Below are 26,829 nucleotides of genomic sequence, written 5' to 3' on the forward strand. Positions count from 1 at the left end.
CGCCTCGTAAAAGCGTTTCGTTATGACCTTAAATGAACCACCCGGGTCGGTGGGTCTAGAAAAAAGCAACATTCAGGAAGGGAGGATCTTCAAAGATGCCTACTATCAACCAGTTAGTCCGTAAAGGACGTAAATCGAAAGTCGTTAAATCTGACTCTCCAGCACTTAACAAAGGTTACAACAGTTTCATCAAGTCACAAACAAACGTGAGCTCGCCACAAAAACGTGGTGTTTGTACACGTGTTGGTACAATGACTCCGAAGAAACCGAACTCGGCATTACGTAAGTATGCTCGTGTTCGTTTGACTAACCAAATCGAAGTGACTGCGTACATTCCAGGTATTGGCCACAACCTTCAAGAGCACAGCGTTGTTCTTATCCGTGGAGGACGTGTAAAAGACTTACCAGGGGTACGTTACCACATCGTTCGTGGTGCGCTTGACACTGCAGGTGTGGACGGACGTATGCAAGGCCGTTCTAAATACGGTACGAAACGTCCGAAAGCTGCGAAGAAGTAATTCTCGCCAACTAAAAACTACTGAAATTTTGAAAGGAGGGTACTCGGATGCGTAAAAACCGTGCAGAACGTCGTGACGTTATCGCAGATCCGATCTACAACTCGAAATTGGTAACTCGCCTCATTAACCGTGTCATGTTAGACGGTAAAAAAGGTACAGCTCAAACTATCATTTACAACGCATTTGGCCTCATCGCTGAACGCTCAGGCAAAGAGCCTATGGAAGTGTTCGAAGAAGCAATGAACAACATCATGCCTGTACTTGAAGTTAAAGCTCGCCGTGTTGGTGGAGCAAACTACCAAGTTCCTGTTGAAGTTCGTCCAGAGCGCCGTACGACACTTGGTCTTCGTTACCTCGTGAACTACGCTCGTCTCCGCAACGAGAAAACGATGGAGCAACGTATCGCGAACGAAATCATGGATGCAGCCAACAACACTGGTGCGTCTGTTAAGAAACGCGAAGACATGCATAAGATGGCAGAAGCGAACAAAGCGTTTGCTCACTATCGTTGGTAAGTTAAACGTAAAGACCACTCCACGTCACCAAGCGGTGGCTTAATGGAGTGGCTTTCGGGTATAATCATATCGTGTGCCAGCACACGAAAAACACATGCGGAAGGAGAATACCCAGTATGGCAAGAGAATTCTCCCTAAAGAATACTCGTAACATCGGGATCATGGCTCACATTGATGCCGGTAAAACGACAACAACTGAACGTATTCTTTATTACACAGGTCGTATCCACAAAATTGGTGAAACTCATGAAGGAGCTTCACAAATGGACTGGATGGAGCAGGAGCAAGAGCGTGGAATCACGATCACTTCTGCTGCGACAACTGCACAGTGGAATGGCCACCGTGTAAACATCATCGATACACCTGGACACGTAGACTTCACAGTTGAAGTTGAACGTTCACTCCGTGTACTTGATGGCGCAGTTGCAGTACTTGACGCACAGTCAGGTGTTGAACCACAAACAGAAACTGTATGGCGTCAAGCGACGACTTATGGTGTTCCACGTGTCGTATTCGTCAACAAGATGGATAAGATCGGTGCGGACTTCTTGTACTCGGTGAAAACACTTCACGAGCGTCTCCAGGCAAATGCACACCCAATCCAACTTCCAATTGGCGCGGAAGACGAATTCAAAGGAATCGTTGACCTCGTTGAGATGAAGACGTACATGTACTCAAACGACCTCGGTACTGACATCGAAGTAATCGATGGCTTCCCAGCTGACATGGCTGACCAAGCTGAAGAACTTCGTGGTCAATTGATCGAAGCGGTTGCGGACTACAACGAAGAGTTGATGATGAAATACCTCGAAGGCGAAGAGATCTCAATTGAAGAACTCAAAGCTGGTATTCGTAAAGCAACGCTTAGCGTAGAATTCTACCCTGTACTCGTTGGTTCGGCCTTCAAAAACAAAGGTGTTCAATTGATGTTGGACGCTGTTGTTGATTACCTCCCGTCACCAGTTGACGTTGAGTCAATCAAAGGGGTTAACCTCGATACAGAAGAAGAAATCACGCGTGAACCTTCGGACGAAGCGCCATTCTCGGCACTTGCGTTCAAAGTCATGACTGACCCTTACGTCGGTAAATTGACATTCTTCCGTGTGTACTCTGGTACAGCACAAGCTGGTTCGTATGTGAAGAACTCGACTAAAGGTAAGCGCGAGCGCCTCGGTCGTATCCTTCAGATGCACGCGAACAGCCGTGAAGAAATTCCAATGGTATATGCTGGTGACATCGCCGCAGCTGTTGGTCTTAAAGATACTACGACTGGTGATACGCTTTGCTCAGAGAAAGACAACGTCGTTCTCGAGTCAATGACATTCCCAGAACCAGTTATCTCGGTCGCAATCGAGCCTAAATCGAAAGCTGACCAAGACAAGATGGGTCAAGCTCTCGCGAAACTCGCAGAAGAGGATCCAACTTTCCGCACTGAAACAAACCAAGAGACTGGTCAAACAATCATCTCTGGTATGGGTGAGCTTCACCTTGATATCCTCGTTGACCGTATGCGTCGCGAATTCAAAGTAGAAGCTAACGTCGGTGCACCACAAGTTGCTTACCGTGAGACAATCCGTGGCGCTGCGAAGATCGATTCGAAATTCGTACGTCAATCAGGTGGTCGCGGTCAGTACGGTCACGTTGTCGTAGAATTCGAGCCGAACGAAGAAGGCGCTGGATTCGCATTCGAGAACAAAATCGTCGGTGGTGTTGTACCACGTGAATACGTCCCAGCTGTTCAAAGCGGGATTGAAGAAGCTCTCGAAAACGGTATCCTCGCGGGTTACCCAGTAGTTGACGTTAAAGCTGCTCTCGTCTTCGGATCGTACCACGATGTCGACTCGAACGAGATGGCGTTTAAAGTTGCTGCTTCGATGGCGGTTAAACAACTTAAGGAGCAAGCGAAAGCTGTCATCCTTGAGCCAATGATGCGTGTTGAAGTTGTCATCCCAGAAGAATACTTGGGAGACATCATGGGTGACGTCACGTCACGCCGTGGACGCGTAGAAGGTATGGAAGCACGCGGTAACGCTCAAGTCGTTAAAGCAATGGTTCCACTTTCAGAAATGTTTGGCTATGCGACATCGCTTCGTTCACGTACGCAAGGACGTGGAACGTACTCGATGCACTTCGACCACTATGAAGAAGTGCCGAAGTCAATCGCAGAAGAAATCATCAAAAAAGCGAACGGCTAATAACGGTTGTAACGCTGAATTGATTGTTGTAAGCTAAGGAAGACGTATGTTAAAAGTAGCCTACGTCTTCCTAGTTAAATAAAAAACTAATTGTCTAATAGAGGAGGAATCTAGAATGGGTAAAGAAAAATTCGACCGTTCTAAACCGCACGTTAACGTTGGTACAATCGGCCACGTCGACCACGGTAAAACAACTTTGACTGCAGCGATCTCAGCTGTACTTTCAAAAGCACAAGGCAAAACAGCTACAAAGTTTGACGCAATCGATGGTGCTCCAGAAGAGCGTGAGCGCGGTATCACAATCGCAACAGCTCACATCGAGTACGAAACAGACAAACGCCACTATGCACACGTTGACTGCCCAGGTCACGCTGACTATGTTAAAAACATGATCACTGGTGCTGCACAAATGGACGGCGCGATCCTCGTTGTTTCTGCAACTGATGGCCCAATGCCACAAACACGTGAGCACATCCTTCTTTCACGTCAAGTAGGTGTTCCTTTCATCGTCGTATTCATGAACAAAGTTGACATGGTTGACGACGAAGAACTCCTCGAGCTCGTTGAAATGGAAATCCGTGAACTTCTTTCTGAGTACGACTTCCCAGGCGACGACCTTCCTGTAATCAAAGGTTCTGCACTTGGCGCGCTTAACGGCGAAGCTCAGTGGGAAGAAAAAATCATGGAACTCATGAACGCAGTTGATGAGTACATCCCTGAGCCAGTTCGTGACACGGACAAAGAATTCATGATGCCAGTTGAGGACGTATTCTCAATCACTGGTCGCGGTACTGTAGCGACTGGTCGTGTTGAGCGTGGTGTTCTCCGCGTCAACGACGAAGTTGAAATCGTTGGTCTTACAGAAGAAACTAAGAAAACTGTATGTACTGGTGTAGAGATGTTCCGTAAGCTTCTCGACTACGCTGAAGCTGGCGACAACATCGGTGCTCTTCTCCGTGGTGTATCACGTGAAGACATCGAGCGTGGACAAGTACTTGCTAAGCCAGGTTCAATCACGCCACACTCAAAATTCAAAGCTTCAATCTACGTTCTTTCTAAAGAAGAGGGTGGCCGTCACACGCCATTCTTCGCGAACTACCGTCCGCAGTTCTACTTCCGTACAACTGACGTAACAGGTATCGTTCACCTTCCAGAAGGTACTGAAATGGTAATGCCAGGAGACAACATCGAGTTGACGATCGAATTGATTTCTACAATCGCGATCGAAGACGGAACACGTTTCTCAATCCGTGAGGGTGGCCGTACAGTAGGCGCTGGTTCAGTAACTGAAATCATCGAGTAATCGATGTCTTTAAGCAGTCCGCATTTTGTGGGCTGCTTTTTTATTTTATGGCGAGACGTGGTAAGATGGGACATATGTTGCAGGGAGGGAAGACGAGTATGGAAAAGCAAGTCGAAACGTTATGTCGCTTAAATGGGGTTGCGTGTCGGTTCGGTGGGTCGACGTTATTGAAGCATCATGGAATCGTTGAGACGACGAATGACTTGGATGTATTCGTCGAACCGGATCAATTCGAGCGATTGGATCAAGTGTTGAGCCGTGCCGGGAAGAAAGTCGAGTCGGCGCCACATCCCGATTACGTTACGACCTACTTTGGGGAATATGAATTCGAAGGCGGAGACATTGACGTGATGGCCAGTTTCCGGATGAAGTGCACCGACGGGATTTATACGCATCCATATATTGAACCGACCGGCAGTTGGATGCATCTCGAGGAATGGATCGTATTATACACGGTGATGAACCGAAAGGATAAACTTGATCGACTGACGCATCACTTCGAGACAAACGCGCTTGATGAGACAATCGTCCAAACGTGTTTGAAACGAGCCCCCGCCTCAATTATCGAATCTGTTACGGAACGCTTCGGAGGCCATATGAAACGCTAGGTCGAGTTGGCCAGGCAGTTCCTCAAACAAATAGTTCAACAAAAGAAGGAAAATAGCTTGCAAAAGGGGTCAAATCTTGTTACATTAGTGAACGTTGAATAACGCACCAGACATCCGGCACAATTCAAAAAATCAATTCTTGCATTTCATATGTGGATTCGATATAATGATTAAGTGTTTGTGCGAGTGGTGAGAGACTTTACAGCAGAAATCGGGTCCAATCGTTGATTTGCAATGATCGGATGCCTCTGCTGACACAAGCACGCTGCGATGAAGCGGGAGGTTATGACACGCCAGGCAGCTTTGCCATGGCCGGTGTGGAAATTTCCGCGGAGAACTGTCTATTTTTAAAAATAGGCGACAAAGGAGGGAAACTTACATGGCAAATGAAAAAATCCGTATTCGTTTAAAAGCATACGACCATCGCGTACTCGATCAATCAGCTGAGAAAATCGTGGAAACTGCGAAGCGTTCAGGTGCAAAGGTTTCGGGACCAATCCCGCTTCCAACTGAAAAATCGATCTACACGATCCTTCGTGCGGTTCACAAGTACAAAGATGCTCGTGAGCAGTTCGAGATGCGTACACACAAACGCTTGATCGACATCGTTAACCCAACACCAAAAACGGTTGATGCGCTTATGCGCCTCGAATTACCATCAGGTGTTGACATCGAAATCAAACTTTAATTCTTCATATAGTAGATACTAGCCAGAAGAGACAATAATTATTAAACAGGAGGTGTATCTCATGGCTAAAGGAATCTTAGGAACAAAACTTGGTATGACTCAAATCTTCAACGAAGCAGGCGAAGTCGTACCGGTAACAGTAGTTGCTGTCGAAGGAAACGTCGTACTTCAACTTAAAACAGTTGAAACAGACGGTTACGAAGCAGTTCAACTTGGTTTCGGAGACATCAAGGAATCACGTCAAAACAAACCGGCAAAAGGTCACGCTGCGAAAGCAAGTGCGACACCTAAGCGCTTCATCAAAGAGATTCGTACTTCAGTAGAAGGATACGAAATCGGTCAAGAGATCAAGGCGGACATTTTCGCTGCAGGTGAATTAGTAGACGTAACAGGTACTTCGAAAGGTAAAGGATTCCAAGGTGCGATCAAGCGTCACGGACAATCACGTGGACCAATGGCTCACGGTTCGCGCTACCACCGTCGTCCTGGTTCGATGGGTCCTGTAGCTCCTAACCGCGTATTTAAAGGGAAGCTTCTTCCTGGTCAAATGGGTGGCGAGCGTAAAACGATTCAAAACCTTGAAGTTGTCAAAGTTGACGTGGAACGCGGTCTTGTACTCGTTAAAGGCGCAATCCCAGGCGCTCGCAAGTCGAACGTCATCATCAAAACAGCGGTAAAGGGTAACTAATTAACTGCACGGAAAGGAGGAATTACGAATGCCTAAAGTAGCTTTGCTTAACCAAACAGGTTCACAAGTTGGCGAAATCGAATTGGCAGAAGCCATCTTCGGGATCGAGCCAAATGACTCAGTACTTTATGACGCGATCGTCATGCAACAAGCATCACGCCGTCAAGGTACTCACGATACGAAAGGTCGCTCGGAAGTACGCGGTGGCGGCCGTAAACCATGGAAACAAAAGGGAACTGGTCGTGCGCGCCAAGGTTCGATCCGCTCACCACAATGGGTTGGTGGTGGTACAGTCTTCGGTCCAACACCACGTTCATACTCTTACAAGCTTCCTAAAAAAGTTCGTCGTTTAGCACTTCTCTCGGCGCTCTCGTCGAAAGTGAAAAATAACGAGATGATCGTCCTCGAAGGCCTTGCTTTCGATGCACCAAAAACAAAAGACATGGCAGCTGTATTGAACAGCTTGTCAGTAGAACGTAAGGCTCTTGTAGTCACAGCGGACTACAATGAGACTATCGCTCTCGCAGCTCGTAACATCCCAGGAGTGACTGTGATCGAGGCAGCAGGCGTTAACGTTCTTGACCTCGTTGCTAACGACAAAGTCATCTTCACTAAAGATGCGGTTGCGAAGGTAGAGGAGGTGCTTGCATAATGGCTCAAGCATACGATATCATCAAACGTCCTATCATCACTGAGCGTTCTGTTAGCCTCATGGAAGCTAACAAATACGTTTTCGAGATCGACGTTAAAGCGACTAAATCGCAAGTGAAGTACGCTATCGAAACAATCTTCAATGTGAAAGTTGCTTCGGTAAACACAATGAACATGAAACCGAAAGCGAAACGTGTCGGTCGTCACTCTGGTTACACAGCTCGTCGTAAAAAAGCGATCGTAACCCTTGCTGAAGGCAACACAATCGACTTCCTCGGTTAATTTACTACCTTAGAAGAAAAGGAGGGAATCCTCGATGGCAATTAAAAAGTTTAAGCCGACCACTAACGGTCGCCGTAACATGACATCTCTCGACTTTGCAGAGATCACAACGAATCGTCCTGAAAAATCGTTAACTGAAAAGCTTTCGAAAAAAGGCGGTCGTAACAACCAAGGTCGTTTGACTGTACGTCACCAAGGTGGCGGGCACAAACGCAAATACCGTATCATCGATTTCAAACGTAACAAAGATGGCATCGTCGGACGCGTTGCTACGATCGAATACGATCCAAACCGTTCAGCAAACATCGCCCTTATCAACTATGCAGATGGTGAGAAACGTTACATCCTCGCTCCTAAGGGCATCAAAGTAGGCATGGAAATCATGTCTGGTCCTGAGGCGGATATCAAAGTGGGGAACGCTCTTCCACTCGTGAACATCCCTGTCGGTACTACTATCCACAACATCGAGCTTAAGCCTGGTAAGGGCGGTCAGCTTGTTCGTGCGGCTGGTGCATCGGCACAAATCCAAGGACGTGACGGCAAGTACGTCATCGTTCGTCTTCAATCAGGTGAATCACGCTTGTTCCTCGGCACTTGCCGCGCGACAGTCGGTTCAGTTGGTAACGAAGAACACGAACTCGTAAACATCGGTAAAGCAGGACGTTCACGTTGGTTAGGCAAACGCCCAACAGTACGTGGTTCTGTCATGAACCCGGTTGATCACCCACACGGTGGTGGTGAAGGTCGTGCGCCAATCGGTCGTTCGGGCCCACTTACTCCTTGGGGTAAACCAGCTCTTGGTCTCAAAACACGTAAGAAAAACAAATCGAGCGACATGTACATCCTTCGTCGCCGTAAGAAATAATTACTACATGATTCTCGGGCGGTTCGAAAGGGCCGTTCCCGAATCATTCCAAAGGGAGGTTCTATCATGGGTCGCAGCTTGAAAAAAGGTCCATTCGCAGATCACCATTTGCTCGCTAAAGTTGACAAACTCAACGAATCTGGTGAGAAGCAAGTCATCAAAACTTGGTCACGTCGCTCGACAATCTTCCCAGAATTCATGGGTCACACGTTCGGTGTACACGATGGTCGCAAACACGTACCAGTATTCGTGACAGAAGACATGGTCGGTCACAAACTTGGTGAATTCGCTCCAACACGCACGTACAAAGGTCACGGATCAGACAAGAAAACGAAACGGTAATTTGAGGGGAGGTCAAATCCATGCAAGCTAAAGCATCAGCTAATATGGTCCGTCTTGCTCCTCGCAAAGCACGTCTCGTTGTAGACTTAATTCGCGGGAAACAAGTCGGCGAAGCGCTCTCTGTCCTTGCTCACACGAACAAGGCAGCGTCGCCAATCGTTGAAAAAGTATTGAAGTCAGCGATTGCAAACGCAGAGCACAACTACGATATGAATATTGAGAACCTTGTGGTGTCGGAAATCTACGTCAACGAAGGTCCAACACTCAAACGCTTCCGCCCACGTGCGATGGGTCGCGCAAGCCGTATTAACAAACGCACAAGCCACATCCACATCGTGGTAACTGAGAAATAAGGAGGGATATGTAGTGGGTCAAAAGGTAAATCCGCACGGTCTTCGCGTTGGTATTATCAAAGACTGGGATTCGCGTTGGTACGCTGAGAAAGACTACGCAGATCTCCTTCATGAAGACTACGTTATTCGTGAATACATCGAAAACAAAATGAAGGATGCTAGTATTTCTAAAGTAGAAATCGAACGCGCTGCAAACCGCGTGAACATTTCGCTTCACACTGCGAAACCAGGTATGGTTATCGGTAAAGGTGGTTCGGAAATCGAGTCACTCCGCAAAAACATCATCAAGCTTGCTGAAGGCAAACGTGTTCACATCAACGTTGTTGAAGTGAAAAATGCTGATGCTGTAGCGAAACTTGTTGCTGAAAACATCGCTCGTCAATTGGAAGGCCGTGTGTCATTCCGTCGTGCAATGAAACAATCAATCCAACGTTCGATGCGCACTGGCATCAAAGGGATCAAAACAGAAGTTTCTGGTCGTCTTGGTGGCGCTGATATCGCTCGTTCAGAGAAGTACTCGGAAGGAACAGTTCCACTTCACACACTCCGTGCCGATATCGATTACGGAACAGCTGAAGCTGACACAACTTATGGTAAAATCGGAATCAAAGTCTGGTTGTACCATGGTGAAGTTCTTCCAACAAAAAACAACACAGCTAAAAACGCTGAATAATAAACACTCTTTCAGGAAGGAGGCAACACACTATGTTGTTACCTAAACGCGTGAAATATCGTCGTGTACACCGTGGTAAAATGCGCGGGAATGCAAAACGCGGCACAACAGTACATTTCGGTGAATTCGGTCTCCAATCGCTCGAAGCGAGCTGGATCACAAACCGTCAAATCGAATCAGCACGTATCGCAATGACACGTTATATGAAACGTGGCGGTAAAGTGTGGATCAAGATCTTCCCACACAAACCATACACGAAAAAGCCTCTCGAAGTCCGAATGGGTTCGGGTAAAGGTGCTCCAGAAGGCTGGGTAGCTGTAGTTAAGCCTGGCAAAGTTATGTTTGAAATCGCGGGTGTATCTGAGGAAGTCGCACGTGAGGCACTTCGTCTTGCAGCGCACAAACTTCCAGTTAAATGTAAGTTCGTGAAACGTGAAGAAAATGGTGGTGATACGAATGAAAGCAACTGATCTCCGTCAATCAACAACTGAAGAGCTCAACGGTAAAGTAGGCGAGTGGAAAGAAGAACTCTTTAACCTTCGTTTCCAATTAGCTACAGGTCAGCTTGAGAATCCTGCTCGTATCCGTGAAGTACGCAAGTCGATTGCGCGTGCTAAAACGATTCTTCGTGAACGCGAACTCGGCATCAACAACGGCTAATCTAATCGGATTCTTTAAGAGGAGGTAACACTCATGGAACGCAATAAGCGTAAAGTACTCACTGGACGCGTCGTGTCTGACAAAATGGACAAAACGATCGTCGTTGCAGTTGAAACAAAAGTACGTCATAAGCTTTATGGCAAACGTGTAAACTACACGAAGAAATTTAAAGCGCACGATGAGAACAATGTCGCTAAAATCGGCGATGTAGTACGCATCGCGGAAACACGTCCGCTTTCTAAAGACAAACGTTTCCGTCTCGTAACAGTAGTAGAAGAATCAGTAATCATCTAATAACAGTTCGGATCTATAAACATCCGGAGGGAGGTACACTCGCATGATTCAACAAGAATCTCGCTTGAAAGTAGCAGACAACTCTGGCGCGCGTGAACTGTTGACAATTAAAGTCCTCGGTGGTTCAGGTCGTAAGACTGCCAACATCGGTGACATCATCGTCGCGACGGTAAAACAAGCAACACCAGGTGGCGTTGTTAAAAAAGGTGACGTTGTCAGAGCAGTTGTCGTTCGTACAAAACGCGGCGCTCGTCGTAAAGATGGTTCGTACATCCGTTTCGATGAGAACGCAGCAGTCATCATCAAAGATGACAAGAGCCCACGCGGCACTCGGATCTTCGGGCCAGTTGCACGTGAACTTCGTGAAAAAGAATTCATGAAGATCGTTTCGTTGGCACCGGAAGTACTTTAATTTCCAATTTCAATCCTATAAGGAGGTGCGCAAAACGATGCATGTTAAAAAAGGCGATACAGTCCAGGTAATGTCTGGTAAAGATAAAGGCAAGCAAGGGGTTATCCTCAAAGCGATGCCAAGCAAGAACCGCGTAGTCGTAGAAGGTATCAACGTGATTAAAAAACACTCGAAACCATCACAAGCGAATCCACAAGGCGGTATCCTTGAAATCGAAGCACCAATTCACGTCTCGAACGTCATGCCACTCGACCCTAAAACGGGCAAACCGACTCGCGTTGGTTTCAAAGTAGTCGATGGTAAAAAAGTTCGTGTCGCGAAATCGGGCGAAGTACTCGATAAATAAGAAGAACGTGACGAAAGGAGGTCCATTCGACTATGAACCGTTTGCAAGAGAAGTATAAAAGCGACATCGTGAAAGCGATGATGGATAAATTCAACTATGACTCAGTTATGCAAGTCCCGCAGGTCGACAAGATCGTCATCAACATGGGTGTAGGTGACGCTGTTTCGAACTCGAAGGCGCTTGACATGGCAGTGGAAGAATTATCAATTCTTTCTGGTCAAAAACCACTCGTAACGAAGGCTAAGAAATCAATCGCTGGTTTCAAACTTCGTGAAGGCATGCCAATCGGTGCGAAGGTTACTCTTCGTGGCGAGCGTATGTACGATTTCCTCGACAAATTAGTAACTGTTTCACTTCCACGTGTACGTGACTTCCGCGGTGTATCGAAGAAAGCATTCGACGGACGCGGTAACTACACGCTTGGTGTGAAAGAGCAACTTATTTTCCCTGAGATCGATTACGATAAAGTAACGAAAGTACGCGGTATGGACATCGTTGTTGTTACAACAGCGAAAACAGACGAAGAAGCTCGTGAATTGCTCACACTTCTCGGAATGCCATTCCAAAAATAATCTAAAGGGAGGTCGACAACATGGCTAAAAAGTCAATGGTGAATCGCGAAATCAAACGCGAGAAACTCGTTGCCCAGTACGCTGAGAAACGTGCACAATTGAAAGCTGAAGGCGACTACATCGGACTCAGCAAATTGCCACGTAACTCTTCACCTGTACGTCTTCATAACCGTTGCCGTATCACAGGTCGTCCGCATGGTTACATGGGTAAATTCGGGATCAGCCGTATCAAGTTCCGTGATCTTGCATACAAAGGTCAAATCCCTGGTGTTAAAAAAGCAAGTTGGTAATCCACTAACAGTGTGAAAGGAGGTACATCGCATGGTAATGACAGACCCAATTGCAGATATGCTTACACGTATCCGTAACGCTAACATGGTTCGCCATGAAAAATTAGAGCTTCCAGCTTCTAATATCAAACGTGAGGTTGCAGAGATCCTCAAGCGTGAAGGTTTCATTCGCGATGTTGAATATATCGAGGACGCTAAGCAAGGTACACTTCGTCTGTTCCTTAAATACGGAGCAAGCAACGAACGTGTTATCACTGGTCTCAAACGCATTTCGAAACCAGGTCTTCGTGTATACGCAAAAGCTGATGAAGTACCAAAAGTACTCGGAGGACTCGGTATCGCAGTTCTTTCGACATCAAAAGGTCTTATGACTGATAAAGAAGCTCGCCAACAACAAGTCGGCGGCGAAGTGCTCGCCTACATCTGGTAAGTCACTTTTCTAACAAGAACGGAGGTGTAATCAATGTCACGTATTGGTAAAAAACCAGTTACGATTCCAGCTGGCGTTACTGTTACGGTTGCAGAAGACAACATGGTCACAGTAAAAGGTGCTAAAGGTGAACTTTCGCTTTCAGCTAACCCAGCCTTGGAAGTCAAAATTGAAGAAAACGAATTGACTGTCGTTCGTCCGGATGACTCGAAAGAGAACCGTACGATCCACGGTACGACACGTGCCCTTATCGCCAACATGGTAGAAGGTGTGTCGAACGGATTCCAGAAAACACTTGAGATCTCAGGGGTTGGTTACCGTGCAGCTAAGCAAGGTAACAAACTCGTCCTCAGCCTCGGTTACTCGCACCCAATCGAGTACGTTGCTGAAGAAGGTATTGAGATCGAAGTTCCTTCAAACACGCAAATCATCGTTAAAGGGATTAACAAAGAGCGCGTGGGTCACGTTGCAGCTCAAATCCGCTCGTACCGTGCTCCAGAACCTTACAAAGGTAAAGGTGTTCGTTACTCTGATGAACGTATTCGCCGTAAAGAAGGTAAGACTGGTAAGTAATTCGTCACGAAATGAACGGAAAGGAGTGGCATAAATGATCACAAAAGCAGACAAAAATGCAGTTCGTAAGAAACGTCATGCTCGTGTACGTCGTACGATCACAGGGACAGCAGCTCGTCCACGTTTGAACGTATTCCGCTCGAGCAAGCACATCTACGTTCAACTCATCGATGATGCAGCACAAACAACGCTTGTGTCAGCATCTTCGAAAGATAAAGCTCTCGATCTTACAAACGGCGGCAACGTTGAAGCAGCGAAAGCTGTTGGTAAACTTGCAGCTGAACGTGCACTCGAGAAAGGTATCGACACTGTTGTGTTCGACCGTGGTGGATACCTCTATCATGGCCGCGTCAAAGCTGTTGCTGAAGCAGCTCGTGAAGCAGGTCTTAAATTCTAATAAAAAGGAGGGGACACTCGATGCGCCAGTTAGACGTTAACATGGAACAACTTGAAGAACGCGTTGTTACCGTAAACCGCGTCGCGAAAGTCGTGAAAGGTGGCCGTCGCTTCCGTTTCGCCGCTCTCGTCGTCGTAGGTGACAAAAATGGTCACGTCGGTTTCGGTACAGGTAAGGCACAAGAGGTGCCAGAAGCGATCCGCAAGGCTATTGAAGCCGCTAAGAAAAACATGGTTCAAGTACCGATGGTCGGTACAACAATTCCACACGAAATCACAGGAGTATTCGGAGCAGGTCGTGTATTCATGAAACCAGCTTCTGAAGGTACTGGGGTTATCGCAGGTGGTCCAGTTCGTGCAGTGCTCGAACTCGCAGGTGTAGGTGACATCCTTTCGAAATCGCTTGGATCTAACACACCAATCAACATCGTCCGTGCGACGGTACAAGGCTTGACAGAGCTTAAAAAAGCAGAGGAAGTTGCTAAACTACGCGGTAAAAGCGTAGAAGAACTTCTTAAATAAGGGAGGGAATTAGACATGGCGAAACTCGCAATCACCCTCACACGCAGCACTATTGGTCGTCCGGAAGATCAGCGTGTAACAGTACGTACACTCGGTCTTCGTAAAATGCATCAGACTGTCGTTGTCCCTGACAACGTAGCGATGCGCGGTATGATCAAAAAAGTGTCGCACCTTGTGACTGTAAACGAAATTAACGAATAATATAGATCTTACTAAATAAGGAGGTGCCACTATGAAACTCCATGAATTGAAGCCAACTCCAGGTTCGCGTCACGAACGCAACCGTGTCGGTCGCGGTATGGCGACTGGTAACGGTAAAACTTCTGGCCGTGGACATAAAGGTCAAAAAGCTCGTTCGGGCGGTGGCGTTCGTCCAGGATTTGAAGGTGGGCAAAACCCACTTTACCGTCGTCTTCCAAAACGCGGTTTCAACAACCCTACTCGTAAAGAGTATACAGTTGTTTCCCTAGACACGCTTAACCGTTTCGAGGCAGGTACTGAAGTTACTCCAGAACTCTTAATCGAGACTGGTGTTGTCAGCTCTGCTAAAGACGGAATCAAAGTACTTGCTAACGGCAAGCTTGAAACAAAATTGACTGTAAAAGCCAACAAATTCTCGGGTGCAGCGAAAGAAGCGATCGAAGCAGCTGGCGGTTCAGTTGAGGTGATCTGATGTTTCAGACGATCTCCAATATGTGGCGCGTGAAAGATATTCGACAGCGTATTCTCTTCACACTCGCAATCATCATCATTTTCCGCATCGGGGCCCATATCCCGGTGCCGATGGTGAATACGGATGTGTTGCGTTTTGACTCAGGTGGTCTTTTAGACTTCTTGAACTTGTTTGGAGGAAATGCTTTACAGAACTTCTCCCTGTTCGCTATGGGGATCATGCCGTACATCACGGCATCGATCGTTGTGCAGCTCTTACAAATGGACGTCGTTCCGAAGTTTGCCGAATGGGCAAAACAAGGTGAGTCTGGGCGTAAAAAGCTAGCGACGGTCACGCGCTATGGGACGATCATCTTAGGGTTTATCCAAGCGACGTCATTGTCGTTCGGCTTTAACCGCCTCTATCCAGGTCTCGTCAACGAGACGTGGGGTACGGCAACCTATTTCGTGATCGCGATCGTACTGACTGCAGGTACGGCGTTCTTGATGTTCCTCGGTGAGATGACGACGGAGAAAGGTGTTGGGAATGGTATTTCCATCATTATCTTCGCCGGTATCGTCGCTGGTTTCCCAAGAATCTTTACGCAGATTTATGAAACAAAACTCCAAAATGCTGGAGATGCGCTATTTATTAACATCGTTTACTTGGTTGTGCTATTGCTCGTCATTCTTGCAGTGACCATGGGGATCATTTATGTTCAACAGGCCGCTCGCAAAATTCCGATTCAGTACGCAAAACGCACGGCGAACCGTACCCCTGTGGGCGGACAGTCGACGCATTTGCCAATCAAACTAAACGCTGCCGGTGTCATCCCGGTCATCTTTGCGATTTCCTTCATGGTGACACCACCAACTGTTGCAAGCTTCATTGCTTCTCCAGAAACGACGCAGAAGTTGCAGACCTACTTCGATACGACATCTCCAATCGGAATGTCCATCTACGTAGCGCTCATCATCGCGTTCACTTACTTCTACACATTCATTCAGGTCAACCCTGAACAGATGGCAGAAAACCTGCAGAAGCAAGGTGGCTATATTCCTGGGATTCGTCCTGGGGCGCAAACAGAACAGTACATCACGAAGTTGCTCTATCGATTGACTTTCTTCGGAGCGATTTTCTTATCGCTTGTCGCGATCATGCCGACAATCTTCATTAAGCTTGCCGGCCTCCCGACTTCGGTGCAAATCGGAGGAACGAGCTTGTTGATCGTGATTGGGGTAGCCCTCGAAACGATGAAACAAATTGAAAGTCAACTCGTAAAACGACACTACAAAGGCTTTATCCGTTAAAGCGGAAGGAAGGGTACACCCTTCCTTCCTGTCGTGTTTACGACGTGTTGTGAAAATCAAAACTGGAGGCTAACTGAGATGAATCTAGTACTCATGGGCTTACCGGGTGCAGGGAAAGGAACTCAAGCGGCTAAAATCGTTGAAGAGTACCAAATCCCACATATTTCGACAGGCGACATGTTTCGTGCGGCAATCAAAGGCGGAACGCCACTCGGCAAAGAAGCAAAATCGTTCATGGATAAAGGTGAACTCGTACCGGATGAGGTAACAATCGGAATCGTACGTGAGCGCTTGAGTCAAGATGATACGGAAAAAGGCTTCCTGCTCGATGGATTCCCGCGTACTGTTGCTCAAGCAGAGGCACTCGAAAGTTTGCTTAAAGATTTGGGAAAACAGATTGACCATGTCGTGAATATCGATGTGGATGCGGAAATTCTCGTCCCGCGTTTGACGGGTCGTTGGATCTGCCCGACGTGCGGTGCGACATATCACGTGATTTTCAATCCACCTAAAGTGGAAGGCATCTGTGATGTGGATGGGTCGGCTCTCATGCAACGTGAAGACGATAAAGAGGAAACGGTTCGCCGTCGCCTTGACGTCAACATCGAGCAATCGAAACCACTCATTGACTTTTACGCTGAAAAAGGGTATCTTCGTACATTGGATGGAGATCGTCCAATCGATGTTGTATACGCCGATGTCAAAGCGTTACTCGGTGGTACTGAATGATCATCACGAAGACGCCTCGTGAAATAGCGATTATGCGTGAGGCTGGGCAAATTGTTGCTCGAACACACCAGGTGCTCAAAGAGCACATCAAACCAGGTATTACGACGCTTGAGCTCGACCGGATCGCGGAAGAATACATTCGCAGCCAAGGTGCGACACCGTCGTTCAAAGGCTATAACGGGTTTACCGGTAGCGTTTGTGCTTCAGTGAACGAAGAGCTTGTTCATGGGATTCCCGGAAAACGGGTATTGAACGATGGGGATATCATCTCAATCGACATCGGTGCCTACTACAACGGATACCATGGAGATTCCGCTTGGACGTATCCAGTGGGAACAATCTCGGAAGAGACACAGCAGTTACTTGACGTGACTGAAGAAAGTCTGTATAAAGGATTGGAGCACGCTAAGGCTGGACAGCGTTTGACAGATATTTCGCATGCGATTCAAGCGTATGTGGAATCTCATGATTTCTCTGTCGTCCGCGAATACGTCGGTCATGGTGTCGGACAAAATTTGCATGAAGAACCGCAAATTCCGCACTATGGTCCACCGGGGAAAGGGCCGCGCCTGAAGACTGGAATGACGTTAGCCATTGAACCAATGGTCAACGCTGGTCAACGCTATGTTCGGACACTGGCTGACAACTGGACAGTTGTGACAGTGGACGGTAGCATGTGCGCCCACTTTGAGCACACCATCGCCATCACAGACGATGGATACGAGATTTTAACGAAACTCGATTCCGGTGAATGAGGCTCTATTGCTTCGTGCTGATCCGTTACGGATCCTTCTCTCACAGTACAATGCGATAGATCGTCTGTGCTCCTAAATATCTTCATATAGAAAGGGGAATAAATGATGGCGAAACAAGATGTCATTGAAGTGGAAGGCACTGTTGTCGAACCACTTCCAAACGCAATGTTTAAAGTGGAGTTAGAAAACGGCCACACGGTGCTCGCGCACGTCTCAGGGAAAATTCGGATGCACTACATTCGAATCCTTCCAGGTGACCGCGTAACTGTCGAGTTGTCTCCGTACGACTTGACTCGCGGGCGGATTACGTACCGTTACAAGTAACTCCGATTTTTCCAGGAGGAGGGTATAATCATGAAAGTAAGACCGTCGGTAAAACCGATCTGCGAAAAATGTAAAGTTATTCGTCGTAAGGGTAAAGTAATGGTAATTTGCGAAAACCCGAAACACAAACAAAAACAAGGTTAATCTTAGAGGAGGTGCACACATGGCACGTATTGCTGGTGTAGATATTCCACGCGAAAAACGTATCGTTATTTCGCTCACATACATCTTTGGTATTGGTAAAACAAGAGCACAAGAAATTTTGAAGGCTGCAAACGTATCTGAAGATTCACGTACACGTGATTTGACAGAAGACGAAATCAACCGTATCCGTGAAGCAATTGACGGAATTAAAGTTGAAGGTGACCTTCGCCGTGAAGTTTCACTCAACATTAAACGTTTGATTGAGATCGGCGCATATCGCGGTGTTCGTCACCGTCGTAGTCTCCCTGTTCGCGGACAAAACACGAAGAACAACTCGCGTACTCGTAAAGGCCCACGCCGTACAGTAGCGAACAAGAAGAAGTAAAGGAGGGAATTGAACAATGGCGAAACGTAAGCAAAATGTACGTTCAAAACGTAAAGTCAAAAAACATGTTGAAGCCGGTGTGGTACACATCCGTTCTACATTCAACAACACAATCATCACAATCACTGACACGCAAGGTAACGCGATCTCATGGGCTACTTCTGGTAACCTTGGATTTAAAGGATCACGTAAATCGACTCCGTTCGCAGCACAATTGGCTGCTGAAACTGCAGCGAAAGTTGCAATGGACAACGGTATGCGTACAGTAGAAGTTAACGTTAAAGGTCCTGGTGCTGGACGTGAAGCGGCTATCCGTGCCCTCCAAGCTACTGGTCTTGAAGTAACTGCAATCCGTGACGTAACACCAGTTCCGCACAACGGTTGCCGCCCTCCAAAACGTCGCCGCGTATAATCGCTTGTGCGTGTGAAGGGCTCACCTAGCACAAACAGCATATACAATGCAGTTCAGGCTGCATGGCAGGATACACTCAAGGAGGGGTTCAGATGATCGAGATTGAAAAACCAAAGATCGAAACGGTCGAAATCAGCGAGGATGCTACGTTTGGTAAATTCGTGGTGGAACCGCTTGAACGTGGATATGGCACGACTCTCGGCAACTCACTACGTCGAATTCTTTTGTCATCGCTCCCTGGTGCAGCGGTAACAGCGGTTCAAATCGATGGCGTACTTCATGAGTTCTCTACGATTGACGGAGTCGTCGAAGACGTCACGCAAATCGTACTTAACCTCAAGAAGTTGGCTCTCAAAGTGTACTCGGACGAAGAGAAAACGCTTGAGATTAACGTTTCAAGTGCCGGTGCTGTCACTGCGGCAGACATTACCCATGATAGCGACGTTGAAATCTTGAATCCTGAGCTCCACATCGCGACTCTCGCTGACAACGCGACGCTTCGCATGCGTTTGACTGCTCGCCGTGGTCGTGGTTACGTCCAGGCAGAAGATAACAAACGTGATGATATGCCGATTGGCGTTATTCCAATCGATTCGATCTATACACCGATTCAACGCGTGAACTACGAAGTAGATAAAACACGTGTCGGTCAAGATGCTAGCTTCGATAAGCTTCTATTAGACGTGTGGACAGATGGTTCAATCCGTCCGGAAGAAGCGGTATCGCTCGGGGCGAAAATTTTGACAGAACACTTGAACATCTTTGTTGGATTGACTGACGAGGCTCTCAATGCAGAAATCATGGTCGAGAAAGAAGAAGACCAAAAAGAAAAAGTACTCGAAATGACGATCGAAGAACTCGATCTCTCAGTTCGTTCGTACAACTGCTTGAAGCGCGCTGGCATCAACACTGTTCAAGAACTCGCAAACAAATCAGAGGAAGAGATGATGAAAGTTCGTAACCTCGGACGTAAATCACTCGAAGAAGTTCAACTCAAGTTGGACGAGCTCGGTTTGGGCTTGCGTAAAGAAGACTAAGTTCAACCGAAGGAGGGAAATGTAATGGCTTATTCGAAACTCGGCCGTACAAGCTCACAACGTAAGGCACTTTTACGTGATCTTGCAACTGACCTTATTATTAACGAGCGCATTCAAACAACTGAACAAAAAGCGAAGGAACTTCGCCCAGTCGTTGAAAAATTGATCACTCTTGGGAAACGTGGCGATCTTCATGCCCGTCGTCAAGTAGCTTCATTCGTTCGTAAAGAGAACGCTGGAGAAAAAGACGCAATCCAAAAATTGTTCGAAGACGTGGCACCACGCTACGCGGAACGTCAAGGTGGATACACACGCATCATGAAAGTCGGCCCACGCCGCGGTGACGGTGCAGAAGTCGTAATCATCGAACTCGTCTAATTCATTAGGCAGTCAACAGGGCATGCGGTGACGTATTGCCCTGTTTCCACATCGGAAAGGAGTCGGCAGATGGAATCTCAAATTATGGTACGCGATATCGTGTTTCGTTACCCGGGACAAACCGAGCCAGCCTTAAACGGGCTGTCACTCGACGTATACAAAGGGGAATGGCTCGCCATCGTTGGCCATAACGGTTCTGGGAAGTCGACTTTGACGAAGTTGTGGAATGGGCTTTTGCTTCCTCAGGAAGGAGAAGTCCGGGTGGAGACACTTGATCCAACGGACGCCACAGACGTGTGGGACGTTCGGAAACGGATCGGTGTCGTCTTCCAAAATCCTGACAACCAGTTTGTCGGGGCGACCGTGCGCGATGATGTGGCATTTTCTCTCGAAAACATGGGACTTCCACGTCAAGAAATGGTTCGTCGAATTGATGACAGTCTAGCGCGCGTTGGATTATCGGAACTAGCGGACCGTGAACCGCATCAGTTATCCGGTGGACAAAAGCAGCGCGTTGCGATTGCTTCGGCTCTCGCAATGCGCCCGCATGTCCTCGTGCTCGATGAAGCTACCTCGATGCTCGACCCGATTGGGCGCAAAGAGGTGATTGAAACGGTGCAACAGCTTGTCTCAGAAGGGATGACCGTTGTCGCCATTACCCACGAGCTCGACGAAGTGTTGTTTGCCGACCGTATCATTGCATTGTCAAAAGGCAAGATTGCGATGACCGGCACACCCGAAGACGTGTTTCAAAATCCGGAGGCGTTACGAGCCATTCAGCTCGACGTACCGTTTATTGTCCGGATGCAACTCGAACTGAAGGAACGGGGCATACCACTCGATCGTCTGATGCTACAACATTCGGAGTTGGTGAACCATCTATGCCGATTAGCATTGAAGAAGTGACATACCTCTATCAATTGAATACTCCGTTTGAACGAACCGCGCTGCGCGATGTGAATGTAACGATTCCGTCGGGGGCGCTTGTTGCGTTTCTTGGCCATACTGGGTCAGGCAAGTCAACGCTCGTTCAACATATGAACGGCCTGCTGCGACCGACAAAAGGGCGTGTCGTCGTCGATGACATCGAAGTCCGTGCGATTACGAAACGTCGCGATAAAAAGCAAAGCTTACTCCCGCTTCGGCGCCGCGTTGGGCTCGTCTTTCAATATCCGGAACATCAATTATTTGAAGAGACGGTCGAACGCGACGTCATGTTTGGTCCACGAAACTTTGGGGCGTCTGAAGACGAAGCGAAAGAGCGGGCTCATGCTGCGTTGCGCCTCGTCGGCCTGGATGAAACGTTATGGGGCCGTTCCCCGTTCGATCTCTCCGGTGGACAGATGCGTCGCGTCGCCATTGCCGGCGTGCTCGCTAGTCGACCTGACGTTCTCGTTGTAGATGAGCCGACGGCTGGACTCGACCCGCTCGGCCGTCGTGAGATGCTGGCGTTATTCAAACGGCTAAAACAAGAACTCGATTTGACGCTCATTCTCGTTTCGCACGATATGGACGACGTGTTAGCGTACGCAGAACGAGTCGTCGTCATGGAACGGGGCGAGGTCGCCTTTGATGGGAATCCATTTGACTTGTTCAAAGATGAGGCGCTTGTCAAAGGGCTCCAGCTTGAAATCCCACATGTGCTTCGCTTCGCGAGTGAGCTTGCCCCTGCGTTCGGTGTCGCGACACCGGCCTTACGGACCGAAGGCGAATTGGCGGACTGGATCGCGCTCGAATTGAGAAAGGGGAGAGCGACATGATCATCGGACAGTACATTCCCGGACATTCATGGCTCCATACACTTGATGCGCGAGCCAAGACGTTGTTCATCCTCGGGTTCATTCCCATCGTCTTTTTGGCTGATAACTTATGGACGAACGTGTTCTTGCTCGGCTTTACCTTGTTCGCCGTGAGACTGTCTCAATTGTCATGGCGGTATTTATGGAATGGATTGAAGATGATTTTATTCCTCATCATTTTTACACTGTTGTTGCAACTGTTCTTTAACCGGGACGGGACGGAGTTGATTGCATTCGGTCCGTTCGCGATTTATTCGGAAGGCGTCCGGATGGGCTTGATCGTCTCGCTCCGTTTCTTCTATCTCGTCATGTTGACAACACTCGTCACACTGACGACCACACCGATGGAACTGACCGATTCGATTGAAGCAGGGCTCCGCCCCCTCGAACGATTCCGAGTCCCTGCCCATGAGATCGCCCTCATGCTGTCGATTTCGCTTCGGTTCCTTCCGACCTTGGCCGACGAGACCGATCGCATCATGAAGGCTCAGCAGGCGCGAGGCGTCGATTTGAAGAGCGGTCCGCTCAAGGATCGCTTGAAGGCAGTCGTCCCGCTCATGATCCCATTGTTTGTGTCGGCGTTTAAACGTGCTGAGGACCTCGCTACGGCAATGGAGGCCCGCGGGTACCGTGGGGGTGAAGGACGGACGCGCTTGCGTGAGATGACGTGGCACCGTCGTGACACGGTGTTACTCATCATCTTCGTGGTCATCACACTCATCTTGATTGGATTGCGAGGGATAGGATGAAGCGAATTAAATTGACGATTGCGTATGATGGAACGAACTATGCCGGCTATCAGGTCCAACCGAACGGAAATACGGTTCAAGCCGAAGTAGAGGGTGTGCTGGCGCGGATGCATAGTCAGACCGTCAAAGTAGTGGCCTCGGGTCGTACGGACGCCCGTGTGCATGCTCGGGGGCAAGTGCTACACTTCGATACGCACCTCGCTATGCCAGCCGACCGGTTCGTCAAAGCGCTGAACGCGATGTTGCCCGATGATATTCTTGTCCGGTCCGCCGAAGAGGTCGATGCGTCGTTTCACGCGCGTTACGGGGCAAAACGGAAAGAGTATCGCTATTTCTTCCGAAGCGACGCGGACCCGTTCCGGCGCCACCATGCTGTAACGGTCACGTACACGCTCGACCATGAGCGGATCCGACAGGCGCTACGCATGCTCGTCGGGACTCACGACTTCACCTCCTTTTCAGTGACGAAGGCTGAGGTAGAGGATCGTGTCCGCACAATCTATGAAGCAGAGCTCGTCGAAGCGGGCGATGAGATGTATATTCGTTTCGTCGGCTCGGGCTTTCTTTATAACCAAGTCCGTATTATGGTAGGGACGTTGTTAGAGGTCGGGCGTGGGAAATATGAGCCGGCGGACGTGAGCCGGATGCTCGCCTCAAAAGACCGGCGTAGCGCTGGGATTACAGCCCCACCGCACGGTCTATACTTGTGGAATGTGAATTATGAAAAAGTAGATTGACATTCCCCCTATAAAATCGTATTATATTCATTGGCATTTCATTTTCACATTGAGAGATGAACCACAATCTTAGCCCCGTAAACTAGGATTATGATAAAGCATCAAACAAGCACTAAAAAAATTAAGCAAACAGACATTTTAGGAGGTATTCCACATGCGCACGACATTCATGGCAAAAGCATCTGAAGTAGAACGCAAATGGCTCCTTATCGACGCAGAAGGCAAAACACTTGGTCGTTTGACTAGTGAAGTAGCATCACTTCTTCGCGGTAAGCACAAGCCGACTTTCACACCAAACGTTGATTGCGGAGACCACGTCATCATCATCAACGCTGAGAAAATCCACTTGACTGGTAACAAAATGAACGACAAGATTTACTACCGTCATTCAGGTCATCCAGGCGGTTTGAAATCACAAACTGCAAAAGAGCTTCTCGCAAAACGTCCAGAGCGTATGCTTGAACTCGCAATCAAAGGGATGCTTCCAAAAGGATCACTTGGTCGTCAATCATTCACTAAACTCCACGTTTACGCTGGAGCTGAGCACAACCACGCAGCACAAAAACCAGAAGTTTACGAACTTCGCGGTTAATCGGGACACAGGGAGGAACTAAACGATGGCAGATGTACGTTACTACGGAACAGGCCGCCGCAAACACTCGGTGGCTCGCGTTCACCTCGTTGCAGGTGACGGCAAAGTTGTTGTAAATGGCCGTGATATTTCAGAATACTTCGGACATGAGACTTTGATCATGATGGCAAAATCACCACTCGTATTGACTGAAACAGAAGGTAAATACGATGTAATCGTTAACGTTAACGGTGGTGGATTCACAGGACAAGCTGGAGCGATTCGCCACGGCGTATCACGTGCGCTTCTTCAAGCGGACCCAGAATTCCGCCCAAGCCTCAAAGAAAAAGGCTTCTTGACTCGTGACGCTCGCATGAAAGAACGTAAAAAATACGGTCTTAAAGCTGCACGTCGCGCACCACAATTCTCGAAGCGTTAATCTTCGAACGATTTGGTTCAAACTCTCTGCCCATCGGGGCGGAGAGTTTTTTTTATCGCTCATAAAATTGTTGATTTCCATTCCCTCAAGAAAACGCTTTTTTTGATATACTGTTAGCGAGACAGAAATTAGGGGGAAACCACATGCTTACAGTAGAACAAGTTCGTGAAGAATTGGCGGGGTTGATCGATCCAACAATCAACCGTACGCTTGGTGATACAGCTGGAGTGAAGGATATTCGCATTAAAGAAGATTATGTCAGTGTAAAAGTGGCACTCGGTCAAACCGGGAGCGGCGAGCAACTCCAACTTCAACAAGAGATTGTCACGTTGCTCAAAGGAAAAGGATTCAAGACGGTCGGTCTTCGTTTCGAGGCGCTCAATGACGAAAGTTTGAAAGAAGCGACGAAACCAGCCATTCTCCGTGAGAATGCTGGCACGACATTCATTGCGATTGCTTCGGGCAAAGGTGGTGTCGGGAAATCGACAGTCTCGGTCAACTTGGCAGTCGCGCTAGCGCGGGCCGGGAAGAAGGTCGGATTGATTGATGCGGATATTTACGGCTTCAGTGTACCTGACATGCTCGGGATTGAAGAGCGGCCGGTCGTCCGTGGCGAGAAAATCATTCCTGTCGAGCGTTTCGGTGTGAAAGTGATTTCGATGGGTTTCTTTGTAGAAGATAACGCTCCAGTCATCTGGCGTGGCCCAATGCTCGGGAAGATGCTCAATAACTTCTTCAACGATGTTGAGTGGGGCGACCTAGACTACTTGCTTCTCGACTTACCGCCAGGGACGGGTGATGTCGCCCTCGATATTCATTCGATGCTCCCGGCATGTCAAGAGTTGATTGTCACGACGCCGCATGCGACGGCTGCCTTCGTCGCGGCACGAGCTGGAGCGATGGCCATCAAGACGAACCACAAAGTGCTCGGTATCATCGAAAACATGGCGTATTTTGAAAGTAAAGTGACAGGGGAGAAAGAGTACGTCTTTGGCTATGGCGGTGGCGAAAAATTGTCTGAAGCGCTGAAGAGCAAATTGCTCGCGCAAATTCCGCTCGGACAGCCGTATGAGAACGAAGATGACTTCGCACCATCGGTTTACCGAGATGGGCATCCGTTTGAGAAGACATACGACGGGCTAGCGCAAGCGGTCATTCAACAGATAGAAGGGTAATGGTTTATAGATGAAGGTACAAGGATTTTTAAGGTTATTTTGGACCACGCTCGTCTTCGGGACGTTGTTTGGGTTTGTCATGAACTTGCTGGCCAACCCCGGCTATTTAGTGAGTCAATCATGGGAAGCGATTGTGACGGCACTCAGTTACTCGAGCACATGGACCGGGATTAGCATGATGGGCTTCTTCGCCTACTTGATTGTCCACCGAGTCGGTTTGGATTTGTTCCGTGGTCCGAGACTATGGAATCGTGTACAAGTGCTGTTAATCGCCTTCGCACTATTTGATGCGGTTTACCTTCGTATGCTCGCTTTTGGTAACGATCATATGTGGCGCTATATCGGTGAGATGGTCGTGTTGGTGATGGTATCTTGGATTATCGCGACGAGTAAGGCAAAGCAGACGAACTCGAGCGCGTTCATCCCGACGCTCTTCTTGATGATCGTTATCACGTTGATTGAATGGATTCCAGCCCTTCAGGCGACGGATGAAATCGCCCTTTTGTGGCCGGCGTTAGCGACGCTCGTGTTTGCCAATGCGTATCAAGTATTGATGCTGCATCGCTTCCAAGCGCCTGCTCAAGCAGAGGATGCCAAACCATCGACAAAGAATCAGGCTAAAGCTAAATCTAAGAATCGGGTGTCTTCTAAATCGTCCTAACATCAATAGGAACGGAAGCACTCGATAGTTACACTCTTCAACAACGTAGCGTCGCCCTAGGTGGGAGGACGCTACGTTGTTTTTATGTGAGGAAAGTCGGTTTTCAACGTTGGAAAAAAGATTCCCGAAGAAAATAAAGTTTTTTTAGAAAAACAGTTGACGAAAATGCGGGGCGCTGATATATTAATAAACGTCGCTGCTGTTCAAATCTGAACAACAGAAAGCGGATGAAAAAAATAATAAAAAACGGTTGACTTTCAAAAGTCAAATCGCTATTATTAAAAAGTCGCTAACACGACAGACACTTGGTCTTTGAAAACTGAACGATGAGGCAAAAATGTTTTACATTTTTTGAATGAAGCGCAAGCTTCGTCATTTTTAAAGAGCTATATCAAA

43 protein-coding genes are annotated in these 26,829 nt (G+C 48.0%); all 43 read left to right on the forward strand.

The window, feature by feature from the left end:
* Positions 1–95: 95 nt before the first annotated feature.
* The 43 genes from rpsL (at position 96) to DPV68_RS10100 (ending at position 26,433) form a co-directional block, all read left to right on the forward strand.
* Positions 96–518, forward strand: coding sequence for a 30S ribosomal protein S12 (gene rpsL / locus DPV68_RS09890; protein WP_012727683.1), 423 nt, complete (start codon positions 96–98; stop codon positions 516–518).
* Positions 519–565: 47 nt separating this feature from the next.
* Positions 566–1,033: a 30S ribosomal protein S7 gene (gene rpsG, locus DPV68_RS09895; RefSeq protein WP_021066600.1), complete on the forward strand. Its 468-nt coding sequence runs from the start codon at positions 566–568 to the stop codon at positions 1,031–1,033.
* A gap of 116 nt (positions 1,034–1,149) precedes the next feature.
* Complete coding sequence (gene fusA / locus DPV68_RS09900) at positions 1,150–3,228, forward strand: elongation factor G (protein ID WP_114166679.1); 2,079 nt, start codon at positions 1,150–1,152, stop codon at positions 3,226–3,228.
* A 115-nt stretch (positions 3,229–3,343) separates the two neighbouring features.
* A complete protein-coding gene (gene tuf / locus DPV68_RS09905) occupies positions 3,344–4,531 on the forward strand; it encodes an elongation factor Tu (protein WP_034781710.1) in 1,188 nt (395 codons plus the stop codon).
* Positions 4,532–4,629: 98 nt separating this feature from the next.
* Positions 4,630–5,139 (forward strand): hypothetical protein, encoded by a 510-nt coding sequence (locus DPV68_RS09910; protein WP_114166681.1) that lies wholly within the window; start codon positions 4,630–4,632, stop codon positions 5,137–5,139.
* Positions 5,140–5,518: 379 nt separating this feature from the next.
* Positions 5,519–5,827, forward strand: a complete 309-nt coding sequence (rpsJ, locus tag DPV68_RS09915; protein ID WP_114166682.1) for a 30S ribosomal protein S10 — start codon at positions 5,519–5,521, stop codon at positions 5,825–5,827.
* Positions 5,828–5,888: 61 nt separating this feature from the next.
* The gene (gene rplC / locus DPV68_RS09920; protein WP_114166684.1) at positions 5,889–6,515 is read left to right on the forward strand and encodes a 50S ribosomal protein L3; all 627 of its coding nucleotides are present in this window, start codon (positions 5,889–5,891) and stop codon (positions 6,513–6,515) included.
* 28 nt (positions 6,516–6,543) lie between these two features.
* Positions 6,544–7,167 (forward strand): 50S ribosomal protein L4, encoded by a 624-nt coding sequence (rplD, locus tag DPV68_RS09925; RefSeq protein ID WP_034781706.1) that lies wholly within the window; start codon positions 6,544–6,546, stop codon positions 7,165–7,167.
* Positions 7,167–7,448: a 50S ribosomal protein L23 gene (gene rplW, locus DPV68_RS09930; protein WP_034781704.1), complete on the forward strand. Its 282-nt coding sequence runs from the start codon at positions 7,167–7,169 to the stop codon at positions 7,446–7,448. Before rplD ends, rplW begins: the two co-directional genes overlap by 1 nt.
* A 34-nt stretch (positions 7,449–7,482) precedes the next feature.
* Positions 7,483–8,313 carry a 50S ribosomal protein L2 gene (gene rplB / locus DPV68_RS09935; RefSeq protein WP_034781701.1) on the forward strand — a complete coding sequence of 277 codons (831 nt, stop codon included), beginning with the start codon at positions 7,483–7,485 and terminating at the stop codon, positions 8,311–8,313.
* A 66-nt stretch (positions 8,314–8,379) separates the two neighbouring features.
* Complete coding sequence (rpsS, locus tag DPV68_RS09940; protein ID WP_012727673.1) at positions 8,380–8,655, forward strand: 30S ribosomal protein S19; 276 nt, start codon at positions 8,380–8,382, stop codon at positions 8,653–8,655.
* Between the two features lie 20 nt (positions 8,656–8,675).
* Entirely contained in the window at positions 8,676–9,008 is a 333-nt protein-coding gene (rplV, locus tag DPV68_RS09945; protein WP_034781699.1) for a 50S ribosomal protein L22, read from the forward strand.
* 13 nt (positions 9,009–9,021) lie between these two features.
* On the forward strand, positions 9,022–9,681 hold the full coding sequence (gene rpsC, locus DPV68_RS09950) for a 30S ribosomal protein S3 (RefSeq protein ID WP_114166686.1): 660 nt from the start codon (positions 9,022–9,024) through the stop codon (positions 9,679–9,681).
* A gap of 32 nt (positions 9,682–9,713) precedes the next feature.
* Positions 9,714–10,151 (forward strand): 50S ribosomal protein L16, encoded by a 438-nt coding sequence (gene rplP / locus DPV68_RS09955; protein WP_016508922.1) that lies wholly within the window; start codon positions 9,714–9,716, stop codon positions 10,149–10,151.
* A complete protein-coding gene (gene rpmC / locus DPV68_RS09960) occupies positions 10,138–10,341 on the forward strand; it encodes a 50S ribosomal protein L29 (protein WP_012727669.1) in 204 nt (67 codons plus the stop codon). The genes rplP and rpmC overlap by 14 nt, the downstream gene beginning before the upstream one ends.
* A gap of 33 nt (positions 10,342–10,374) precedes the next feature.
* On the forward strand, positions 10,375–10,635 hold the full coding sequence (rpsQ, locus tag DPV68_RS09965) for a 30S ribosomal protein S17 (protein WP_021066611.1): 261 nt from the start codon (positions 10,375–10,377) through the stop codon (positions 10,633–10,635).
* 43 nt (positions 10,636–10,678) lie between these two features.
* Complete coding sequence (gene rplN, locus DPV68_RS09970; protein WP_012727667.1) at positions 10,679–11,047, forward strand: 50S ribosomal protein L14; 369 nt, start codon at positions 10,679–10,681, stop codon at positions 11,045–11,047.
* Between the two features lie 37 nt (positions 11,048–11,084).
* On the forward strand, positions 11,085–11,393 hold the full coding sequence (gene rplX, locus DPV68_RS09975; protein ID WP_021066612.1) for a 50S ribosomal protein L24: 309 nt from the start codon (positions 11,085–11,087) through the stop codon (positions 11,391–11,393).
* Between the two features lie 32 nt (positions 11,394–11,425).
* Complete coding sequence (gene rplE, locus DPV68_RS09980; protein WP_114166688.1) at positions 11,426–11,965, forward strand: 50S ribosomal protein L5; 540 nt, start codon at positions 11,426–11,428, stop codon at positions 11,963–11,965.
* 20 nt (positions 11,966–11,985) lie between these two features.
* On the forward strand, positions 11,986–12,255 hold the full coding sequence (gene rpsN / locus DPV68_RS09985) for a 30S ribosomal protein S14 (protein ID WP_114166690.1): 270 nt from the start codon (positions 11,986–11,988) through the stop codon (positions 12,253–12,255).
* A gap of 31 nt (positions 12,256–12,286) precedes the next feature.
* Positions 12,287–12,685: a 30S ribosomal protein S8 gene (gene rpsH, locus DPV68_RS09990; RefSeq protein ID WP_021066614.1), complete on the forward strand. Its 399-nt coding sequence runs from the start codon at positions 12,287–12,289 to the stop codon at positions 12,683–12,685.
* A 33-nt stretch (positions 12,686–12,718) separates the two neighbouring features.
* On the forward strand, positions 12,719–13,258 hold the full coding sequence (rplF, locus tag DPV68_RS09995) for a 50S ribosomal protein L6 (protein ID WP_114166692.1): 540 nt from the start codon (positions 12,719–12,721) through the stop codon (positions 13,256–13,258).
* 34 nt (positions 13,259–13,292) lie between these two features.
* Positions 13,293–13,655: a 50S ribosomal protein L18 gene (gene rplR / locus DPV68_RS10000; RefSeq protein ID WP_012727661.1), complete on the forward strand. Its 363-nt coding sequence runs from the start codon at positions 13,293–13,295 to the stop codon at positions 13,653–13,655.
* Positions 13,656–13,675: 20 nt separating this feature from the next.
* The gene (rpsE, locus tag DPV68_RS10005) at positions 13,676–14,176 is read left to right on the forward strand and encodes a 30S ribosomal protein S5 (RefSeq protein WP_034817136.1); all 501 of its coding nucleotides are present in this window, start codon (positions 13,676–13,678) and stop codon (positions 14,174–14,176) included.
* Between the two features lie 15 nt (positions 14,177–14,191).
* Complete coding sequence (gene rpmD / locus DPV68_RS10010) at positions 14,192–14,377, forward strand: 50S ribosomal protein L30 (protein ID WP_021066617.1); 186 nt, start codon at positions 14,192–14,194, stop codon at positions 14,375–14,377.
* Between the two features lie 31 nt (positions 14,378–14,408).
* Positions 14,409–14,849, forward strand: coding sequence for a 50S ribosomal protein L15 (gene rplO / locus DPV68_RS10015; protein WP_114166694.1), 441 nt, complete (start codon positions 14,409–14,411; stop codon positions 14,847–14,849).
* Entirely contained in the window at positions 14,849–16,138 is a 1,290-nt protein-coding gene (gene secY, locus DPV68_RS10020; protein ID WP_114166696.1) for a preprotein translocase subunit SecY, read from the forward strand. The genes rplO and secY overlap by 1 nt, the downstream gene beginning before the upstream one ends.
* Before the next feature lie 78 nt (positions 16,139–16,216).
* Complete coding sequence (locus DPV68_RS10025; RefSeq protein ID WP_114166698.1) at positions 16,217–16,867, forward strand: adenylate kinase; 651 nt, start codon at positions 16,217–16,219, stop codon at positions 16,865–16,867.
* Positions 16,864–17,622 carry a type I methionyl aminopeptidase gene (gene map / locus DPV68_RS10030; protein WP_034781687.1) on the forward strand — a complete coding sequence of 253 codons (759 nt, stop codon included), beginning with the start codon at positions 16,864–16,866 and terminating at the stop codon, positions 17,620–17,622. Before DPV68_RS10025 ends, map begins: the two co-directional genes overlap by 4 nt.
* A 105-nt stretch (positions 17,623–17,727) precedes the next feature.
* Positions 17,728–17,946 (forward strand): translation initiation factor IF-1, encoded by a 219-nt coding sequence (gene infA, locus DPV68_RS10035; RefSeq protein WP_021066622.1) that lies wholly within the window; start codon positions 17,728–17,730, stop codon positions 17,944–17,946.
* A 30-nt stretch (positions 17,947–17,976) separates the two neighbouring features.
* Complete coding sequence (gene rpmJ / locus DPV68_RS10040) at positions 17,977–18,090, forward strand: 50S ribosomal protein L36 (protein WP_003156543.1); 114 nt, start codon at positions 17,977–17,979, stop codon at positions 18,088–18,090.
* A gap of 19 nt (positions 18,091–18,109) precedes the next feature.
* Entirely contained in the window at positions 18,110–18,475 is a 366-nt protein-coding gene (gene rpsM, locus DPV68_RS10045; RefSeq protein ID WP_024372197.1) for a 30S ribosomal protein S13, read from the forward strand.
* Between the two features lie 16 nt (positions 18,476–18,491).
* Positions 18,492–18,887 (forward strand): 30S ribosomal protein S11, encoded by a 396-nt coding sequence (gene rpsK / locus DPV68_RS10050; RefSeq protein WP_114166700.1) that lies wholly within the window; start codon positions 18,492–18,494, stop codon positions 18,885–18,887.
* Between the two features lie 92 nt (positions 18,888–18,979).
* Entirely contained in the window at positions 18,980–19,924 is a 945-nt protein-coding gene (locus DPV68_RS10055; RefSeq protein ID WP_021066625.1) for a DNA-directed RNA polymerase subunit alpha, read from the forward strand.
* Positions 19,925–19,948: 24 nt separating this feature from the next.
* Positions 19,949–20,302 (forward strand): 50S ribosomal protein L17, encoded by a 354-nt coding sequence (rplQ, locus tag DPV68_RS10060; protein WP_012727650.1) that lies wholly within the window; start codon positions 19,949–19,951, stop codon positions 20,300–20,302.
* A 69-nt stretch (positions 20,303–20,371) separates the two neighbouring features.
* Positions 20,372–21,208: an energy-coupling factor transporter ATPase gene (locus tag DPV68_RS10065; protein ID WP_021066626.1), complete on the forward strand. Its 837-nt coding sequence runs from the start codon at positions 20,372–20,374 to the stop codon at positions 21,206–21,208.
* The gene (locus tag DPV68_RS10070; protein ID WP_114166702.1) at positions 21,184–22,062 is read left to right on the forward strand and encodes an energy-coupling factor transporter ATPase; all 879 of its coding nucleotides are present in this window, start codon (positions 21,184–21,186) and stop codon (positions 22,060–22,062) included. The genes DPV68_RS10065 and DPV68_RS10070 overlap by 25 nt, the downstream gene beginning before the upstream one ends.
* On the forward strand, positions 22,059–22,850 hold the full coding sequence (locus DPV68_RS10075; protein ID WP_034781681.1) for an energy-coupling factor transporter transmembrane component T family protein: 792 nt from the start codon (positions 22,059–22,061) through the stop codon (positions 22,848–22,850). Before DPV68_RS10070 ends, DPV68_RS10075 begins: the two co-directional genes overlap by 4 nt.
* Entirely contained in the window at positions 22,847–23,587 is a 741-nt protein-coding gene (truA, locus tag DPV68_RS10080) for a tRNA pseudouridine(38-40) synthase TruA (RefSeq protein ID WP_114166704.1), read from the forward strand. The genes DPV68_RS10075 and truA overlap by 4 nt, the downstream gene beginning before the upstream one ends.
* 154 nt (positions 23,588–23,741) lie before the next feature.
* On the forward strand, positions 23,742–24,179 hold the full coding sequence (gene rplM / locus DPV68_RS10085; protein ID WP_034781675.1) for a 50S ribosomal protein L13: 438 nt from the start codon (positions 23,742–23,744) through the stop codon (positions 24,177–24,179).
* Positions 24,180–24,204: 25 nt separating this feature from the next.
* Positions 24,205–24,597 (forward strand): 30S ribosomal protein S9, encoded by a 393-nt coding sequence (gene rpsI / locus DPV68_RS10090; RefSeq protein ID WP_021066631.1) that lies wholly within the window; start codon positions 24,205–24,207, stop codon positions 24,595–24,597.
* 143 nt (positions 24,598–24,740) lie between these two features.
* Positions 24,741–25,772, forward strand: a complete 1,032-nt coding sequence (locus tag DPV68_RS10095) for an Mrp/NBP35 family ATP-binding protein (protein WP_114166705.1) — start codon at positions 24,741–24,743, stop codon at positions 25,770–25,772.
* A gap of 10 nt (positions 25,773–25,782) precedes the next feature.
* Positions 25,783–26,433 (forward strand): KinB-signaling pathway activation protein, encoded by a 651-nt coding sequence (locus DPV68_RS10100; RefSeq protein WP_114166706.1) that lies wholly within the window; start codon positions 25,783–25,785, stop codon positions 26,431–26,433.
* The last annotated feature ends 396 nt before the right edge of the window (positions 26,434–26,829 follow it).

This window comes from Exiguobacterium sp. TNDT2 (genome assembly GCF_003331145.1).
Classification (GTDB): domain Bacteria; phylum Bacillota; class Bacilli; order Exiguobacteriales; family Exiguobacteriaceae; genus Exiguobacterium.